This is a genomic window from Rhodococcus sp. AW25M09 (assembly GCF_000333955.1).
GTDB lineage: Bacteria > Actinomycetota > Actinomycetes > Mycobacteriales > Mycobacteriaceae > Rhodococcoides.
In genome coordinates this window covers 48,449-67,693 of record NZ_CAPS01000121.1, presented here as the reverse complement: position 1 = coordinate 67,693, position 19,245 = coordinate 48,449, and the positions used below count along the sequence as shown (strand labels likewise).

The following is a 19,245-nucleotide window of genomic DNA, read 5'->3' as shown; positions in this document are numbered from 1 at the left end:
CTGCTCGCCGCGCAGGCCGCACCCCTGACTAAGCTGGACGCTCGTGAGCATCCCGAATGTCCTGGCCACTCGTTACGCAAGTCCCGAACTGGTGGAGCTGTGGTCTCCGGAGCACAAGATCGTCCTGGAACGTCAGTTGTGGATCGCCGTGCTGCGCGCGCAGTCCTCTCTCGGAGTCGACGTGCCGAACGCCGCCATCGCCGACTACGAGGCAGTCATAGACCAGGTCGACCTCGCGTCGATCGCCGACCGCGAGCGCGTCACTCGGCACGACGTCAAGGCCCGGATCGAGGAGTTCAACGCCCTCGCCGGCCACGAACACATCCACAAGGGCCTCACCAGTCGCGATCTCACCGAGAACGTCGAGCAGCTGCAGATCCTGCGCTCGCTCGAACATGTTCACGGGCACGGAGTCGCCGTGGCCAAGCGCCTGGCCGAACGCGCTGCCCAGTACTCCTCGCTGGTGATGGCCGGGCGCAGCCACAACGTCGCCGCTCAGGCCACAACCCTGGGTAAGCGCTTCGCGTCCGCCGCCGACGAGCTGCTGCTGGCTCTGGCCAGGGTGCAGGAACTGATCGCTCGCTACCCGCTGCGCGGCATCAAGGGGCCGATGGGTACCTCGCAGGACATGCTCGACCTCTTCGGCGGCGACTCGGCCAAGCTCGTCGCACTCGAGCGCATCGTTGCCGATCACCTCGGCTTCCGTCACACGCTCACCAGCGTCGGTCAGGTGTACCCCCGCTCGCTCGACCACGAGGTCGTCTCCGCGCTCGTCCAGGTCGGTGCCGGCCCGTCGTCGTTCGCGCACACCGTCCGTCTGATGGCAGGCCACGAACTCGTCACCGAGGGCTTTCAGCCGGGCCAGGTCGGCTCCTCGGCGATGCCGCACAAGATGAACACCCGCTCGTGCGAGCGCGTCAACGGCCTGCAGGTGGTACTGCGCGGCTACGGGTCGATGGCCGCCGAGCTCGCCGGGGCGCAGTGGAACGAGGGCGACGTCTTCTGTTCCGTCGTGCGTCGCGTCGCGCTACCCGACGCCTTCTTCGCCATCGACGGTCTCATCGAGACGTTCCTGACCGTGCTCGACGAATTCGGTGCCTACCCGGCCGTCATCGCGAAGGAACTCGACCGCTACCTGCCGTTCCTCGCGACGACCAAGGTGCTGATGGCCGCGGTGCGCGCGGGCGTCGGACGCGAAACTGCACACGAGGCGATCAAGGAACACGCCGTCGCCGTCGCCCTGGCGATGCGCGAGCAGGGGCTCGAACCGGACTTGCTCGATCGCTTGGCCGCCGACGATCGCCTGCCACTCGACCGCGCTGCCCTCGATGCTGCACTGGCCGACAAGTCGGTCTTCAGCGGTGCCGCCGGGGCTCAGGTCAGTGCCGTCGTCTCCGCTGTCGAGCGTCTGATCGCGAAATACCCGGCCGGAGCGTCGTACACGCCGTCGCCCATTCTCTAGTCAGGTGAGGATGTCGGGGAGGTCGGCCACGGAATCGATCACGTAGTCGGGTTCCATTGCGAACTCGTCCGTGATGCGTCGATCCAGGGCGTCCTGCTGGAACTTCCCGGTGCGAACGAGAACTCCGGTCATCCCGACGACCTGTGCGGCGAGTACATCGTTGTCCAGGTCGTCGCCGACCATCACCACGTCCTCCGGGTCGACGCCCATCCGCTCGGATGCCGTCCGGAAACCCAGTGGAGCGGGCTTGCCGATGGCCTTTGCGGTATGTCCCGAAGCCTGTTCCATCCCCGCCAGATACATGCCGGTATCGATGCGCAGGCCCGCCCCGGTGCTCCACATCAACGACCGATGCATCGCGACGACCGGGATGCCGCGACACAGCCAGTCGTAGACGCGACTGAGGCGTTCGTGCGTGAACTCCGGCCCGGCACCGCCGACGACGACGACATCGGGATCTTCCGCCGTCTCGTCGACGAACTCGATACCCGGCATATCGTGGGCGATCTCACCGTTGTTGATCAGGACCACCCGCGCGTCCGGGTAGTTCTCGCGCAGATGATCTGCGGTGAGCGACGCGGCCGTGACGATCTCGTCGGAATGTACGTCCAGCCCTACGTCGCGCAGCGCCACGGCAATCTGCTCGCGGGTCTTCGACGTCGTATTGGTCAGGAACGCACGGGCAATGTCCTTGCTGTCCAGAAACTTCAGCGTCTCCGCGGCCCCTGGCACCGCCTGCCACGACGTCACCAGGACGCCGTCGATGTCGAAAAGAACCCCGCCGATACCCATCGGCAAACAGTAGTCGGGTTACCGAACGCCTGCAGTGTCAGCCATCGCGTCCATGGAGTCCGTGCTCAATTCCTGTCACCGTAGTCTCGTCGCCGACGGCAAACAGACGCGATATCCCAGGGACGAAATCGAGAGGGCTCGAAAGCCTTAGGGTCGGTGACCGTGAACCCATACACAATTTTCTCCGAGATCATCGCCGGAACGGCCGAGTCCTCCCGTGTCCACGAGGACGAGACAGTGGTCGCTTTCATGGACATCCGGCCGCTCACCAGCGGCCATGTGTTGGTGGTACCCAAACAGCAGTTTCGTACCCTGGCGGAGTTGCCCCCGGAGGTCGGGGCTCACCTGTTCGTCGTGGGGCAGAAGGTGGCCGCGGCTGTGCGAGCGAGCAATACACGTGTCGCCGGCGTCAACCTGTTTCTCGCCGACGGCACCGTGGCCGGTCAGGAAATCTTCCACGTGCACCTGCATGTCATCCCACGCATGATCGGCGATGGATTCGGCCTGCGTGCCCGGCCGTCGTCGCCGCAGCGTTCCGAACTCGATCGGCAAGCCGCAGAGATTGCGGCTTCGTTGAGCTGAGCGGCACGCAGCCCGAGTCGCACACCCCCTCGTCGCGCCGACAAATGCTAGCCTCCCCAGGGTCGACTAAGCGAGGGTAGCCTTTCCTTACGGAACGCCGAAGGTGAACTCCTGGTCGCGCCCAGTACGACGCAGCGCAGGCGACCGAAGGGGACACCGAATGGATCAGCAGGGAACCGGGAGCGATCAGCTGCGGACGCTCGTCGCGGAACTGATCGGCATCGAACCCGAGGCCGTCTCGGGCGATGCGAACCTGTTCGAGCTGGGGTTGGAATCGATCGTCCTGATGCGCTTGGTCGGCAGATTCCGCAAACAGGGTTCGAAGGTGACGTTTGCCGATCTCGCTTCGCGGCCCACGGTATCGGCCTGGACCGAATTGGTCGGTGCCGCAAGCAGACCGGTACCCCACACGCCTGCGCGCGAACCGGAAGCGAACCAACTCGACGCAGACACCTTCGACCTTGCCGTGTTGCAGCATGCCTATTGGATCGGCCGCAGCGCAGAGCAGCGCTTCGGTGGAGTCTCCCCGCACCTGTACACCGAATTCGACGGCGAAGCAGTGGATCCCGATCGGCTGCGAGATGCGCTCGACGCTGTGGTGCGCAGACACGACATGCTGCGGGCCCGGATCACCGACAACGGAGAGCAGCGGATCGAGTCCATTCCGGGGTGGCGCGGGTTGACCGTCCACGATCTGCGAACCGAGGTCGACGCGGCGGTCGAACTGGAGCGAACTCGGCAGCGACTGACTCATCAAATGCTGAATATCGAGTCAGGGGAAATGTTCTCGGTCGATCTGTCGTTGCTGCCGGACGGTCGAACCCGGCTCCATCTCGATCTGGACATGATTGCCGGAGACGCCGTCAGCTTCCGCATCCTGGTCGCAGACCTGGCTCGGGCATACGACGGCCGGTCACTTCCTGCCATCGACTACAGCTACGCGCGCTACCTCGCCGATCGTCCGCACGATCGGCGCAGCGCACGGGCGCAAGCCGAGCGCTACTGGTCCGAGCGCCGCGACTCACTGCCTGGAGCGCCCACTCTGCCGTTGCTCGAACGAGATTCAGGTACCCCGACTGCAACTCGACGGGCATTTCATCTCGACTCGCAGGCATATTCGGCTCTGCAATCGCAGGCTCGCGCACACGGGGTCACCCCGGCGGTCGCGGTGGCAGCGGCCTTCGCCGAGGTGGTCGGGGCCTGGTCACGTGAGCAGCGATTCCTTCTCAACGTCCCGATGTTCGACCGTGCCCCGACGCACCCGGGCGTCGGCGATCTCGTGGGCGACTTCTCGTCCTCGGTCATGCTGGACGTCGATCTGAGCGAGACGCTGTCGTTCGCCGAGCGCTCCCGACGGCTGCGGGCGCGTCTGCACGAGGACGCCGCGCACGTCGACTACTCCGGGGTAGAGGTACTTCGCGATCTCGGCCGTCGTAGAGGAGCCACCGTGCTTGCCCCGGTCGTCTTCACCAGCGCGCTCGGATTGGGTGAGTTGTTCGACGCCCGTGCGCGCCAGGTGTTCGGCAACCCGGTGTGGATCGTGTCGCAGGGACCGCAGGTCGTTCTGGATGCGCAGATCACCGAACTCGACGGTGGCGTGCTGGTCAATTGGGACATTCGCGAAAACGAGTTCCTGCCAGGAGTTCCCGATGCGATGTTCGACGCCTTCGAGGCGCTCGTTCGTGGGCTGGTTGCCGACCACGGTGCAGCGTGGCGGGAGCCGGTAGGGCAGCTGGTCCCACCACGTCAGCTCGCAGTGCGGACCCCATCGCCGGACGTACCCCGAACGGACGCGTCGCCGGTGGCCGGGACCGAGACCTTGCACCGCGCCGTCTTCGATCGTGCGCTGAGCAATCCAGTCGCGATCGCTCTCGAATGGGACGAAAACGAGTCGATGACGTACGGCGAATTGTGTGACCGCGCCCTGAGAGTGGCTGCGGCACTGGCTGGTCGAGGTGTGGCAGTGGGCGACACCGTCGGGGTGACGTTGCCGAAGGGCCCCGAGCAAGTCGTTGCGATTCTCGGCGTACTCGCCGCAGGCGGGGTGTACGTACCGATCGGCGTGGACCAGCCGGCGAACCGCGCTGCACTCATCGCGCGCCGTGCCGAGTTCGCGGTGACGATCGGGGGATCGGGCGAGGACGGCCTCACTGTGTCCGACACCATCCTCGGTGAGCCGCTGCCCGCACCGCATCTCGGACCCGACACCGCCGCCGCGTACATGATCTTCACCTCCGGTTCGACGGGTGAGCCCAAGGGCGTGGTCGTGTCGCACCGAGCCGCGATGAACACGATCGGGGACCTGATCGACCGATTCGCGCTGGACGAGCGATACCGTCCGTTGTGCTTGTCGGAGTTGGATTTCGACCTGTGCACGTTCGATCTGTTCTCGGTGTTCGCGGCCGGCGGTACTGCGGTGCTGATTCAGGAACACGAGCGTAGGGATCCGCAGCGGTGGGTCTCCCTGATTCGCTCGCATCGGGTCACGGCGATCAGCTGCGTCCCGCCCTTGTTGGACATGATCCTGTCCACCGGTGACGATCTGGGCGGTTCGCTCGAGGTCGTCATGCTCGGCGGCGACAAGGTGGGTATCGACCTTTATCGCCGGTTGACGGCGGCGCTGCCGGGATGTAGATTCGCCGGACTCGGCGGCGCCACCGAAACCGCGATCCACAACAGTATCTGCGAGGTCGTCGACGTCGATCCGAATTGGCGCACAGTGCCGTTCGGCGTGCCGCTGCGTTCGATGGCGATGCGGGTCGTCGATGCGCGCGGTCGCCGCGTGCCGGACTGGGTGCCCGGTGAGCTGTGGGTGGCAGGCACCGGATTGGCCGAAGGTTACCTGGGCGATCCCGAGCGCACGTCGGACCGCTTCGTGGTGGTCGATGGATATCGCTGGTACCGCACCGGCGATCTGGTTCGTTACGGCGCGGGCTCGATGGTCGAATTCTTGGGCCGCGTGGACAATCAGATCAAGATCAACGGGTTCCGAATCGAGCTCGGTGAGATCGCTTCGGTGCTGTGCGACGATCCCGAAGTAGCAACCGCTGCAGCGGTTGTCGATCGCACCGGCACTCCCGCACTGATGGCTGCGGTGGTCCCGACCGATCCCGCCGCGGACCCGAGCGAGACCGTGGCGGGCGTGTTCACGAGGATCGTCGAGCGGTTACCGGCGCACATGGTGCCGGAACGGATGGTGGCACTGCGAGCGCTGCCGCTCACCGTCAACGGAAAGATCGACTCTGCCGCCATCGTCCGACAGTGCCGCGCGGCCGTCGATACCGAGCGGGCGACGGCCCGTGTTGCGCCTCGAACCCACCTCGAGCGCGCGCTCGCCCTGATCTGGCAGAGCGTTCTCGGCGTCGAAGAGGCAGGGGTCACCGACAGTCTGTTCGCACTGGGCGGCGACTCCGTTCTCGCGACCACCATCGTGGCCCGAGTTCGCGCGGCCTTCGACATCACCTCCGTGACAGTGCGGATGTTGTTCACCAACCCGACCGTAGCGGGACTGGCGCACAACATGATTGCCGACCAAGGCACTGCGAAGTCGCTGGAGTCGACCGCGGAGATCTATGTGTCGATCGAATCCATGTCGGAGGACGAACTGCTGGCCGCACTCGAGCAGCAGCACACGCGCTGACTCGATCGACCACGTCCACTCATTCCTTCCACGATCGGGTATCCCAATGCACGCACGCATCGAGCACAATGCTCACTTCGTACCGTTCGACGAGGGCCGCGCGCAGACATATCTCGACGCCGGACTCTGGCGCGGGACAACGCTCTCCGACGCGTTCGCATCCTGGGCACACCGGTTCGCCGCTCGTCGGGCAGTCGTCGACGAGACAGAGGTACTGACGTACCTCGAACTGTATTCGCGAGTGCGAACGACCGCAGCAGGGTTTGCCGACCGTGGGATCGGGCCGGGGGATCGGGTGGTGGTACAACTGCCCAATTCGGTCTCGTTCGCGGTCGTGCTGTTCGCGTTGGTCGAGTGCGGTGCGGTGCCCGTGCTCACCCTCCCCGCGCATCGGCGTCGTGAAATAGCGCACTTGGCAAACACATCCGAGGCCGTGGCGTACGTGATCGCCGAGCGGAGCGGAGACTTCGACTACTGCGCGCTCGCCGACGAGATCCTTCCGACTGTGCCGAGCATTCGGGAAGTCTTCGTCGACGGTCGGCCGAGCTCGGCTGGTTCATACACTCCGCTGTCGGCCGTCGTCGCTGTGCCACAGGAATTTCCGCGCACATCCGCAGCGGATCTCGCGGTGCTTTTGGTATCGGGCGGAACGACGGGCCTACCGAAGTTGATTCCGCGTACCCACAACGACTACGAGTACAACGCACGGGCAAGCGCCGAGGTCTGTGAATTGACGGCCGAGGATGTATATCTCGCTGTTCTCCCTGCGGCCCACAATTTTCCTCTCGCGTGCCCGGGCCTGCTCGGTGCGCTCGGTGTCGGTGCAACGGTGGTGTTCTCCGGTAGCCCCAGCCCCGATCAGGCGTTCGCGGTGATCGAGAGGTATCGCGTCACGGTCACCGCGTTGGTGCCGACATTGACGCAGCTGTGGTGCGAAGCGACGGAGTGGGAAGCGGCGGACCTGTCCAGTCTGAGGTTGCTGCAGGTCGGCGGCGCGAAGTTGACGCCCGAGATCGCCAAACTCGTGGAGCCGGCGCTCGGGTGTCGGTTGCAGCAGGTGTTCGGAATGGCCGAGGGGCTCGTGAACTACACGCGGGCAGACGATGCGCCGGACCTGGTGATCGGTACCCAGGGGCGTCCGCTGTCCGAATGCGACGAGGTCCGAATCGTCGATGCCGACGGCAACGACGTCCCGGCCGGGGAGGTGGGCGAGCTGCTCACCCGCGGACCGTGCACCATCAACGGTTACTACGCTGCAGCAGAGCACAATACGACGGCCATCACCCCCGAGGGTTTCTATCGAAGCGGAGATCGGGTTCGCGTGCTGGATTCCGGTCACCTGGTCGTCACCGGTCGGATCAAGGATGTCATCACCCGCAACGGTGAGAACGTCGCGGCCGACGAGCTGGAAGATCTCCTGCTCGCCCACCCCGGAGTTGCCCGAGTGTCGGTGATCGGGATACCCGATCCCGACGTGGGCGAGAGTATCTGCGCCGTGATCGTGCCGAACGGACGCGCTCGGAACAACAGCATCCCCACTGTCGCCGAGGTGCGAGCATTCCTGACGGACGCAGGCTGCGCCGGGTTCAAGCTGCCCGATCGCGTAGTGGCACGAACATCGCTGCCCGTCACCGCCATAGGCAAAGTAGACAAGTCCCTGCTCGTCGCGCAGTCCACGGAACGGCAGGGGAATCGATGAAGGGCCCCATGGATCCAAACGACGTCAGAGGTCGGTTGCTGCAGGATCGGTTGCGTCGCGCTCGGGGCGGTGAGACCGACGAGGTCGAGCGCGGTCCACTCGCGAACCTCGAATCGTCCGAATTCGAGGTGGTGAAAGCACGATTCGGATCCGTCGACGATGTGTGGCCACTGTCTGCGCTGCAGCTGGGGTTGGTCTACCAGGTCGGTGTGGATGCCGACGCCACCGATCTCTACACCGTCCGCACCGTGGTCGAGCTCGATCGGGTTCTGGACGGGGACAGGTTTCGGCACGCCCTGCAGTCGGTGGTCGATACCACCTCGGCGCTGCGAACGGCGTTCGTCACCCCGGACGGTGGCGTACCGATCCAAGTGGTGCTGTCGACGGTCCCGGCACCACTGACGGTCATCGACCTCGGTAGCTGCCCGCTGGACGAGGTGGACGAGCAGTGGAACCGGGCGCTCGCGGACGATCGCGAGCGATCGTTCGACATCGCGGGTCCGCCGCTGTTTCGGGTCACGCTGGTGCATCTTCCCGGCGGTGTCGACCGCCTTCTGACGACCTATTGGTTCGGGTGTTTCGACGGAGGCTCCTCGGCATTGCTCGTGGCGCGCGTCCTGGACCGATACGACGGCGCAGGACCGAGCCTCGACCACGGCTACCGGGAGTATCTGCGCTGGTGGACTTCTCGCAACCGGGGTGAGTCCGAGCAGGCGTGGCAACGCTGGTTCGGCGATGTCGACACCCCGACATTTCTGGCCGAATCAGCCGAAGCGGGCGGCGAGCGTCCCCGGCGGATCGAACAGAGAGTATCGGCGTCGGTATCGGGTCGGCTGGATGCGATAGCTCGCGAGGCAGGCACGACTCTGTTCACGGTGCTCGGGGCCACGTGGGCCAGCGTGCTGATGCGCGTGGCCGGTCGGTCCGACGTGGTATTCGGTACCGCTGTGGCCGGGCGACCGATGGATGTACCGGGCTCGGAGCGTGCGATCGGGGCGTTCATCAGCACCGTGCCGATTCGCGTCGGAGCAGGCGGATCCGATACGGTCGCCGATCTCGCTGTGCGGGTGCAGGATCAGCGCCTGGACCTGATGCCGCACGACACTCTCGGTCTCGGTGGCATTCAGAAAGCGATCGGTGCGGGCGCGCTGTTCGACACACTGCTCGTGCTGCGCAATGCAGGCCCCGCCGGTTCCTCCGCCGCCGGCCCGGAGCGGAAGGTACGACACATCTCGACCGTCGACGGCTCGGAGTTTCCGGTGTCGATCGCCGTCGATCCGGGAGAAGAACTGAACCTGTCGGTGACGTACCTACCCGATTCGGTGGACGACCAGCGCGCACGGTACCTGCTCGATGCTTTCCACCATGCTCTGATTGCTGCCGCCGAACAGTCCGAGGTGCCGATCTCACAGTGGCCGGCGCCGCCGACCGAATCAGCGAGCATCGCAGACAACGGATTCGACGGAAGGCTCGATCGGCTGCGCGATACGACCATCGCGGAGTTGCTCGCCGACCGTGCGGCGTCCATCCCCGATAGGACGGCGTTGGTGTTCGGCGACGAACGAGTGACATTCCGAGACCTGGATGCGCGGGTGCGTGCGTGCGCGGGTGCTTTACTGCGACGTGGTGCCGGTCCGGAGCGCATCGTCGCCCTCGCACTGCCGCGGTCGGTGGAGATGGTGGTGGCACTGTTCGCAGTACTGCGCACGGGCTCGGCGTATCTACCCCTCGAACTCGACTATCCCACCGCTCGCCTGGACATGATGTTGGCCGACGCTGAGCCGACGATCCTGGTGACGACCATCGAAAGCCGGCTGCGTGGACTGACGACCGACGCCACTGTGATGATCGTCGACGATCCCGACGTGGTTGCCGAATCGGCGCAACGCGTTGACCCGGCGGAGCTCGACTCGGGCCCGTTCGCACCGGGAACACCTGGTCGGCTGGAGCATCCGGCCTACGTCATCTACACCTCGGGATCCACCGGCGCGCCGAAGGGCGTCGTCACCCCGTACCGAGGACTGACGAACATGCAGATCAACCATCGGGACGAGATTTTCGCCCCCACCGTCGCTGCAGCCGGCGGTCGCACGTTGAGAATCGCGCATACCGTGTCGTTCTCCTTCGACATGTCCTGGGAAGAGTTGCTGTGGCTCGTCGAAGGCCACGAGGTACACGTCTGCGACGAGGAATTACGCCGCGACGGTGAGGCATTGGCGCGGTACTGCCTGCAGAACCACATCGACGTGGTGAACGTGACGCCGACGTACGCCGGGCATCTGTTGGATCTCGGCCTGTTGGACGAGCATGCGGGTCATCGCATTCCGCTGGTATTGCTGGGCGGGGAAGCTGTGCCGGATTCACTGTGGCGCCAGCTCGACGGAGTCGGCTACAACCTGTACGGCCCCACCGAGTACACGATCAACGCTCTCGGCGCTGGGACGCGGGACACCGCCACCCCATCCATCGGCCGGCCGATTCTCGGCACCCGCGCCTATGTGCTGGATCGATGGCTGCGGCCGGTTCCGGTGGGGGCGGTGGGTGAGCTGCATCTGTCGGGTGTGGGATTGGCCCGCGGATACCTGCATCGATACGGCGGGACGGCAACCAGATTCGTCGCCGATCCCTGGTCGCCGGGCGAGCGGATGTACCGCACCGGCGATCTGGTGCGGATCGGATCCGACGGCTTGTTCGACTATCTGGGCCGTGCGGACGATCAGGTCAAAATTCGCGGTTACCGGGTGGAGACCGCGGAAGTCGAACGTGCAGTGGCGAACTGCGGCTCAGTGGCAGCCGCTGTGGTGCGCGCGGTAGAGGTCGGCAGCGGCACTCGGGCACTGGCGGCGTACGTGGTTCCCCGGGACGGCGTAACAGCCGCGGATCACTCCGCCCTGTTCGGATCCATTCGGGACGAGGTGGGTTCGGTACTGCCGGAGTACATGGTTCCCACGTTGTTCGCAGCGCTGGAACGCATTCCGATGACGATCAACGGCAAGCTCGACGTGCGCGCTCTCCCCGCCGTCGATGCTGCGGGCGGCGGGACCTTCGTGCCGCCCCGTTCGCCGGTGGAGACGATGCTGTGCGAGATCGTCGAGGTGGTTCTCGGAGTCGGCCGGGTGGGAATCGACGACGACTTCTTCGCGCTCGGCGGTGACAGCATCACCTCCCTCGCCGTCGCGTCGCGGGCACGCAAGGCCTCCATCCCGCTGGCACCGCGCGAGGTGATGCGCAAGAGAACGGTTCGGATGTTCGGGGCGGATCTGGTACCCGACGACACGTCGCGGCCCGTGGAGCCTGCCGCGGCCGCCACCGTGGAGTTGTCCCAGGACGAGCTCGACGAATTCGGAAGCAGCATGTGAATGACAGACATGACGACCGATACGTCGGCCACACCGCAATCCAAGATCATTGCCGTTCTGCCCCTCACGCCACTGCAGCTGGGTATGTACCTGCAGTCGAGCGTGGCAGCGGCGCAGCAGGATCCGTACCTTTCCCAGACGATTCTCCGCCTGTGCTCGCCCGTGGAGCCACACCGTCTCGCCCGTGCTCTAGGGCGCGTGCTCGATCGTCATCCGAACATCAAAGCTCTGCTGCGTCAGCGCCGCAACGGCGATCTGGTGTGGGTGCTTCCGCGCGCATCGACACCGGCGCTGACACCTGTCGACGGCGATTGGGACGATCATCTCGGTCGCGACAGATCCGCCGGATTCGCGTTCTTCGAGGGGCCGTTGATTCGCTTCTCGTACTCCTCCGATCCGCGCTCGCCGCGGGTGCTGATCACGTACCATCACGCGCTGATGGACGGGTGGTCCGAGGCCATCTTCGTGCGCGAGTTGATCGCCCTCTACCAGTCGGGGGAATCGGCCGCCCTGCCGCAGGCACCCGATTACCTCGACTACCTCGCGTGGACGGCGCGCCAGGACCACGACGCTGCGCGGGCGCGTTGGGCCGGCTACCTCGACGGCTTCGATTGTCCGACCCTGCTCGCGCGTGGTGCACCGACGCAGGCGAATTCACGCTCCCGCATCGACCTGGACATCGACGACGTGCTGGCCCGACGCGTCGCCGACTATGCGCGAGGGCGGGGAGTCACCACGAACGTCGTGGTGCAGGCGGCGTGGGCGGCGATGCTCGCGGCCCGCACCGGAGCTGACGACGTGGCGTTCGGGATGGCGGCCTCCCTGCGGCCCTTCGACCTCGACGGCGCCGAGGCGATGGTCGGTCTGCTGCTCAACACCGTGCCCGTTCGCCTTCGGCTGCGCCCGAGTCTGCTCGTCACCGATGTCGTCGATCGCCTGCACGCAGACCACCTCGAACTGGACGAACACCGATTTCTCGGCTTGTCCGAGATCGCCGGAACCCTCGGTGGCGGTGAACTGTTCGACACCATTGTCGTCTATCAGAACTACCCGGCTCCGGGGCCGACATCGAGCGAGAGTGCGGACCCGGCCGAGCGCGGCGTCGTGGACGAGGTCACCGTGCTCGGCGCCCACATGAGTTTTCCGATGGCACTGATCGCCGGGCCCGAGCCTGCACTGTGGGCCTTCGTGCTGCACGACGACGCCGTTGTCGATCGCCGAGCTGCCGAGTTGTGTGCCGATACCTTCGTCGAAATGCTGAGCCGAATGACGAGTGACCCGAAACTCGATGTTGCGCAACTCTTGTCGGTACCGGACACTCAGGGTTACAGCCGCGGATCGAGCAGTGCAGTGCCACCCCTCGAAGAGTGCTTCGCAGACAGGTTCACGCGGTCGAACACAGATGTCGCACTGGTGGTCGGCGACGAGGAGACCACCTACGGCCGACTCCGAATTCGGGTGGCCGAGGTGTCGGCGCTGCTGCGGACTCGGGGGGTCGGGGCGGAGAGCCGCGTCGCTATCGCGCTCGGCCGGGGTGTCGACATGGTGGCGACACTGCTGGCGACCATCGATGTGGGCGCGGTCTTCGTACCCATCGACATCCGCTATCCGCGCGAGCGAATCGACTACCTGTTGGCGGATTCCCGCCACGATGTTCTGTTGGTCGACAACGCCACCCCGGCCGCGCTGATCGCACTCAACACCGCCCTGCGAATCGATTCCGCTTCGGCCACGGGGGTGTTCGTCGAACCGTTCGGCCGGGACATTCCGGGTGACTGCGGGGCCTATCTCGTGTACACGTCGGGTTCGACCGGAACGCCCAAGGGCGTGCTCGGTACCAGAGACGCTCTTGCCAATCGTCTGCTCTGGGCCACCCATCGTTGGGGCGGACCCGCCAGCCGGATCGCGAAGAGTTCGTTGGCGTTCATCGACGGTGCGACCGAACTGCTCACCGGACTGCTGGCGGGCCAACGCGTGGTGTTGGCCCAGGACGCGGAGTACGCCGATGCCCGCGCATTGGCCGCGTTGATCGCCCGATCCGGTACCGAGCAGATCACCGCCGTCGGTTCCTTGGCCGCAGCACTGGCCACTACGTCGCCGCAGGAATGTGGATCGCTGACGAGCTGGATACTCAGCGGAGAACCGTTGACCGGCAACATGATCAATGCGATCGGACGCGCCACGCCGGTCGCGGCGATACACAATTCCTATGGATCCTCCGAGGTTGCGGGCGACGTCGCTGTACACAGGGTGGCAGGAGATCCGAGCGTCGTCGGAACGGCTGTGGACAACATGGTTCTGGGGCTGCTGGACGGGCGGCTGCGGCCCGTACGAACCGGGGTCGACGGAGACCTCTACGTTTCGGGAGTTCAACTTGCCCGTGGGTACTTCGGAAGGCCGGCGGAGACCGCGGCACGCTTCGTCGCGGACCCGAGCGGCGACGGCGGGCGGATGTATCGCACCGGTGACCGCGGCCGAACGGTCGACGACGGGGCTCTGGAGTTCCTGGGGCGAGACGATCGACAGGTCAAGGTCCGGGGCCATCGCGTCGAACTCGGTGAGGTCGAAAACCTCACGGCTGATGTCGAATTGGTGGGTGAGTGCGCCGTGGTCGCCGTTCCCGACAGCAGCGGCGCAACCGTGCTCGTTGCCTATGTGACCCCGGCGAGTCTCGATACCGCCGCCGTGCATGAGGCTTTGAGCGCGCGGGTACCCGGCCATCTGGTCCCGGCGCTCTGGGTGTCGATCGACCGACTGCCGACCACTCCCAACGGTAAGACGGACCGGATGGCCCTGTCTCGAATCGGAATTCCCGATGGCGGACCGAGCCGGTCGCGAGCAGCTGCCACTGAGGACGAGCGGCGGCTCGTCGAGATCTTCGCCGGCGCGACCCGTGCGAAGGCCGAGTCGATCGGAGTCGACGATGACTTCTTCGCCCTCGGCGGCGACAGCATCACCGCCATCACGCTGGTCTACCACGCACGAGGTGCAGGCGTGCCGATCACGACGGCGGACGTCTTCGAGTGTCGGACGGTCGCGGGACTGGTCCAGCGAGCCCGGCGAGCCGAACAGGCCGTTGCCGCACCAGTACCGGAGAGTTCCGCATCATTGCTGGACGAAGAGGACATGACCGAGTTGCGAACACTCGGAATCGATGTCGATCTCGCGCGGCCCACGACGCCGCTGCAGCAGGGACTGGCGTTCCAGTCCGTCACGGCACCGGACGAAATCGAGGAAATCTATGTAATTGCCACCGAATTCGATGTCCGCGGTGAGCTGCGTACCGATCGACTCGAGGATGCGCTCGAGGTGCTGTTCGAGCGTCATCCGGTGTTGCGCTCACGTTTTGTCACCCTGAGCACCGGAACCACCGTCGCCGTCCGTGACTGCGCCCGAGTTCAGGTGCGAAGGCGCACGGTGGACGATCCGGATTCGGCATCAGCGCGCGCATCGGTACACGAGGATCGACGAACCTTCGACATCGAGCGCGGGCCCCTCGTGCGAGTTCTCCTGCTGGACTGCGCAGCACAGGTGCACCGGGTGGTGCTGACCATTCATCACCTTCTCGTGGACGGATGGTCGATGGGGACAGTCGGCACCGAGCTGTTCACGTTGTACCGAGGCGTGGACCTTCCGGCGCCGGCCCCGTTCGACGACTACCTACGATGGCTGTCGCAGCGGGACACCTCGTCGATCGATGTGTGGCGTCGAGCGCTCGGTGCGGATGCTGCACCGACAATGCTGGCACCTTCCGCACCGGCGTCGTCCGGGCGGTCGAAGGCGCAGGAGATCGAGATCGGCTGGGGTGTGGAGGACACGGCGCGCCTGACCGCCTCCGCTCGACGACGGTCGGTGACGGCGAGCGAGCTGATCAATGCGGCGTGGGCTGTGGTGCTCTCGTCGTTCACCGACTCCGACTCGGTCGTGTTCGGATCCACTGTGTCGGGACGTTCGACGGATGTGCACCGCGCCGGCGACATGGTCGGATTGTTCATCAACACCATCCCGGTACGCGTCGACGTCGGTCCCGATTCCACCCTGTCGAGCGTTCTCGCGCGCCTACGCGACTTCTCCATTGCCGTGGCCGCTCATCACCACGTCGGTCTCGCCGAGATCCAGAAGGCCGTCGGCCAGGGAACATTGTTCGACACACTCGTGGTGTTCGAGAACTTCGCTGCCGCCGACACGTCCGGTATGGATGCGGAGGACTTCTCGGTCTCGGTCGACCGGTTCCATACGGTGACGCACTACCCACTGACCTTGACGGTGTTTCCCGGAGACGAACTGCGCTTGGTGGTGGAATACCGAAGCGACGCAGTGCCCGTGGAGCGAGCACGCGCGGCGGCGTCGGCCATGGCGGAGGTGCTTCGGACGTACGCCGAGGACGGTGATCCGGTCATCGCATCGGTGCCTCTCGTCGACGAGGCGACGGCGAAGTGGCTCACCTCCGAGCATGCCGGCATCCGGCGCACCTATCCCAGCGGAACCTTGGTCGATCTGTTCGCCGACCGTGTTGTGCAGCAACCCGATACGATCGCCGTCCAAGACGACACCACAGAGTCGACGTTCGCCGAGTTGGACCGCATCTCCAACCGAACGGCGCGATGGCTCATCGGTTGCGGAGTGGGTGCCGAGGACATCGTCGCCGTCGAGGCCCCGCGGACGGTGATGACGATGGCCGCGATCCTCGGAGTCATGAAGTCCGGTGCCGCATACCTGCCGATCGACCCGAACTGGCCCGCCGAACGTATCCGGCAGATCCTCGACAACGCGCAGCCTGCGATCATGGTGTCCGCCGATTCGATTGCAGCGCTCCATCCGTCGTCGATCGATGCTGTTGCCGTCACCGATGCCGAGCGTCGGGCACCGCTGCATCTCGATCATCCGGTGTACGCGATCTACACTTCCGGCACGACGGGCGAGCCGAAAGCCGTACTGGTCCCACACCGAGGTCTGACCAATCTGTACCACTCCCATCGCGAGAACGTGCACACCCCGGCCATCGTTCGCGCGGGCAAGCCGGCGCTCCACGTCGCGCATGCGTGGTCGATGGCCTTCGACGCGTCCTGGCAACCGCAGCTATGGCTGTTCGGCGGTCACACCCTGCATTTGATCGACCCCGAGATCGTTCTCGACCCAGTGCAGCTGGCCGCACGTCTGACTGCGCTGTCGGTGGACTTCATCGAGGTCGTGCCGTCGTTGGTCGAGCAGATGATGCGGTCAGGATCGATCGACACGCTCGTGGCGCTCGGGGTCGGGGGAGAGGCGGTATCTGCCCACTTGTGGAAGCGCCTGCGGGCGAACGAGAACCTGGTGGCCTACAACTTCTACGGCCCCACCGAGGCGACCGTCGATGCGGTCTACACCTCCACCGAGCAGTCGGGCGAACCGGTGATCGGTCGGCCGGTGACCAACATGCGTGCCTACGTGCTGGACAGGAGCCTGCGGCTGGTTGCACCCGGCGTGCTCGGCGAGCTCTACCTGGCGGGGCCCGGAGTCGTTCGCGGCTACCGACATGCGCCCGGGCGCACAGCCCACCGCTTCGTTGCCGATCCCTTCGCTGCGGACGGCACCCGGTTGTACCGGACCGGCGATCTCGTCGCGTGGACGGAGAACGGCACGCTCCGGTACGTCGGACGCTCGGACGATCAGGTCAAGATTCGCGGTCACCGAGTAGAAGTGGCCGAGGTCGAGGCCCGCCTGCGCGACATCGACGCAGTGTCCGACGCGCGGGTGGTGGTGCGAACATCCGCCGTCTCCGACGGAAGTGCCACGCTCGCCGGATATCTGGTTGCTCTACCGGGACATACCCTCGATGTGACTGTCGTGCGGGCTCGCCTGCGTGGCCTGTTGCCGCCGTACATGGTTCCGGCGTCTCTGACTGTTCTCGATGCGTTTCCGGTGCTGCCCAACGGAAAGCTCGATGCATCCCTGTTGCCCGTCGCCGAGTTCTCGCACCGCAGCGGGCGTCCTGCAGGTACCGATGCCGAGCGGCAGATCTGCACGGCCGCAGCCGCAGTGCTGCATCTGCCCGAGGTCGGTGCCGATGATGATTTCTTCGATCTCGGTGGCGACAGCATCATGGCGATGGAGCTGTCCGCCAGACTGCGATCGGCAGGCCTCGCGGTATCTCCGCGCCACATCGTGTCTTCTCGAACTCCGGAAAGTATTGCCGAGCAGCTCGAGCCGGAGGTAACGCCGACCGAACTCGGTGCCATGGATCCGTACGGAACGGTGCCGCTGACACCGATCGTGCGGTGGATGGACGCCCTCGGCGGGGCCATCGACGAGATCTCGCAGGCAGTGTTGCTCGACGCTCCGGGAGAGCTCACCGAGAATTCGCTGGCAGAGCTCGTCGGGCTGTGGGTGGCCAGGCATCCGATTCTGCACTCGCGATTCGAGCGCATCCCTGGAACGGAATCGATCTTCACGGTGTTGCCGAACGGCACCGACGATGTGGCGGGGTGGATACGCGTCGAGGATGTCGGAGGGTTGTCCGAACCGCAGCTCGTGGACCGCGTAGCCGGAGAATCACGCGCTGCGCGCGCACGATTGAATCCGGCTACAGCGAGGATGGTCGACGTCGTGTGGCTGCGACATCGACACGACCCGGGCTCGGCGGGAGAGTTGCTGATCACGTTGCATCACCTCGTGGTCGACGGCGTGAGCTGGCGGATATTGCTACCCGACATCGTGGCTCTGTGGCAGCAAGGGATGTCCGCTGCGCGCGCACCGGTCGGAACCTCGATGCGGCGGTGGGCGCACGAGATGCACAGTCTTGCCCACTCGCCGGAGGTTCTCGCCGATCTCGATTACTGGTCGAAAGTCGGTGACGGCGCAGTGCCGATTCCACTGGTGCGGCCGCTCGACCCGTCGGTAGACACCGGTGCTCGGGTGCGCACGACCACCTTCGTGTTGTCGGCGGACGAGAGCGCGCAGCTGTTGTCGTCGGTACGTGCTCGTCTCGGTGTGTCCGTCGAGCATGTGCTGTTGGCGACATTTGCTGCGGCGACAGCGCTCTGGATGGACGCCGAGGCGCAAACGCCGCAGTCGTTCGTCGTCGACGTCGAAGGCCACGGACGCTCGGGAGTCGCGTCGGATCGGGTGGATGGATCGTCGGTGGTCGGGTGGCTCACCGCGGTGTTCCCGCTTCGACTGACCGCACGGCCGGACGACCATCGAGTGCTCGTCGACCACGAGTCGAATCCGGCTGCAGCAGAATCTGTTCTGCATGAACTGGCAACGAGCGCCAGAATGCAGAGGGAATCGGTACCGGGCGACGGGTCCACGTACGGAATGTTGCGGTGGTCCGATGCCGAGGCCGGCGACGTGCTTCGTCGAAAATTCACTGCAGCAATCGAATTCAACTATCTCGGTCGTTTCGACGCGGTATCCGGTGGACCGTTCGGTGCCAGCCGGCTACGCAGCAGTCTCGATACGTCGCCTGGCGCGAGTACGCCGTGCGGCTATGCGCTGGTGGTGGACAGTTACATTCACGAGCAGGATGCGTCGGCGGCCCTCGGAGTCACATTCTCCTGGCCCGCGGAGGTGTGCGAGGGCGCAGAGGAGCTCGCGAGATTGTGGCGTGACGCGTTGACGGCGACCTGCCGAATCCTTGCCGCCGATCCTGACCGACGCGACCCGTCGTCGACAAGAATTAAGGACACCCGAAACTATTTGTTGGGTAGCTAGAATAATCAGGTGAGGTCTT

Annotated in this window: 7 protein-coding genes; 6 read left to right on the top strand and 1 reads right to left on the bottom strand. The window is 65.4% G+C overall.

All coding sequences use genetic code 11. From position 1 onward, the window contains the following. The first annotated feature begins 43 nt into the window (after positions 1–43). On the top strand, positions 44–1,462 hold the full coding sequence (gene purB / locus RHODMAR_RS23295) for an adenylosuccinate lyase (protein ID WP_042940160.1): 1,419 nt from the start codon (positions 44–46) through the stop codon (positions 1,460–1,462). On the opposite strand, the gene RHODMAR_RS23290 is transcribed toward purB, so the two are convergent. Beyond that, positions 1,463–2,254: an HAD-IIA family hydrolase gene (locus tag RHODMAR_RS23290; protein WP_008719562.1), complete on the bottom strand. Its 792-nt coding sequence runs from the start codon at positions 2,252–2,254 to the stop codon at positions 1,463–1,465. Positions 2,255–2,416: 162 nt separating this feature from the next. Between RHODMAR_RS23290 and RHODMAR_RS23285 the strand changes: the two genes are divergently transcribed. From RHODMAR_RS23285 to RHODMAR_RS23265, 5 genes are all read left to right on the top strand, one after another. Then, positions 2,417–2,836 carry an HIT family protein gene (locus RHODMAR_RS23285; protein WP_042940175.1) on the top strand — a complete coding sequence of 140 codons (420 nt, stop codon included), beginning with the start codon at positions 2,417–2,419 and terminating at the stop codon, positions 2,834–2,836. 160 nt (positions 2,837–2,996) lie between these two features. Then, positions 2,997–6,476 (top strand): non-ribosomal peptide synthetase, encoded by a 3,480-nt coding sequence (locus tag RHODMAR_RS23280; protein WP_008719558.1) that lies wholly within the window; start codon positions 2,997–2,999, stop codon positions 6,474–6,476. A gap of 46 nt (positions 6,477–6,522) precedes the next feature. Next, positions 6,523–8,175: a (2,3-dihydroxybenzoyl)adenylate synthase gene (locus RHODMAR_RS23275; protein ID WP_008719556.1), complete on the top strand. Its 1,653-nt coding sequence runs from the start codon at positions 6,523–6,525 to the stop codon at positions 8,173–8,175. Positions 8,176–8,183: 8 nt separating this feature from the next. Continuing rightward, positions 8,184–11,534 (top strand): non-ribosomal peptide synthetase, encoded by a 3,351-nt coding sequence (locus RHODMAR_RS23270; RefSeq protein WP_042940159.1) that lies wholly within the window; start codon positions 8,184–8,186, stop codon positions 11,532–11,534. Beyond that, positions 11,535–19,226, top strand: a complete 7,692-nt coding sequence (locus RHODMAR_RS23265) for a non-ribosomal peptide synthetase (protein WP_042940158.1) — start codon at positions 11,535–11,537, stop codon at positions 19,224–19,226. Positions 19,227–19,245 lie beyond the last annotated feature (19 nt).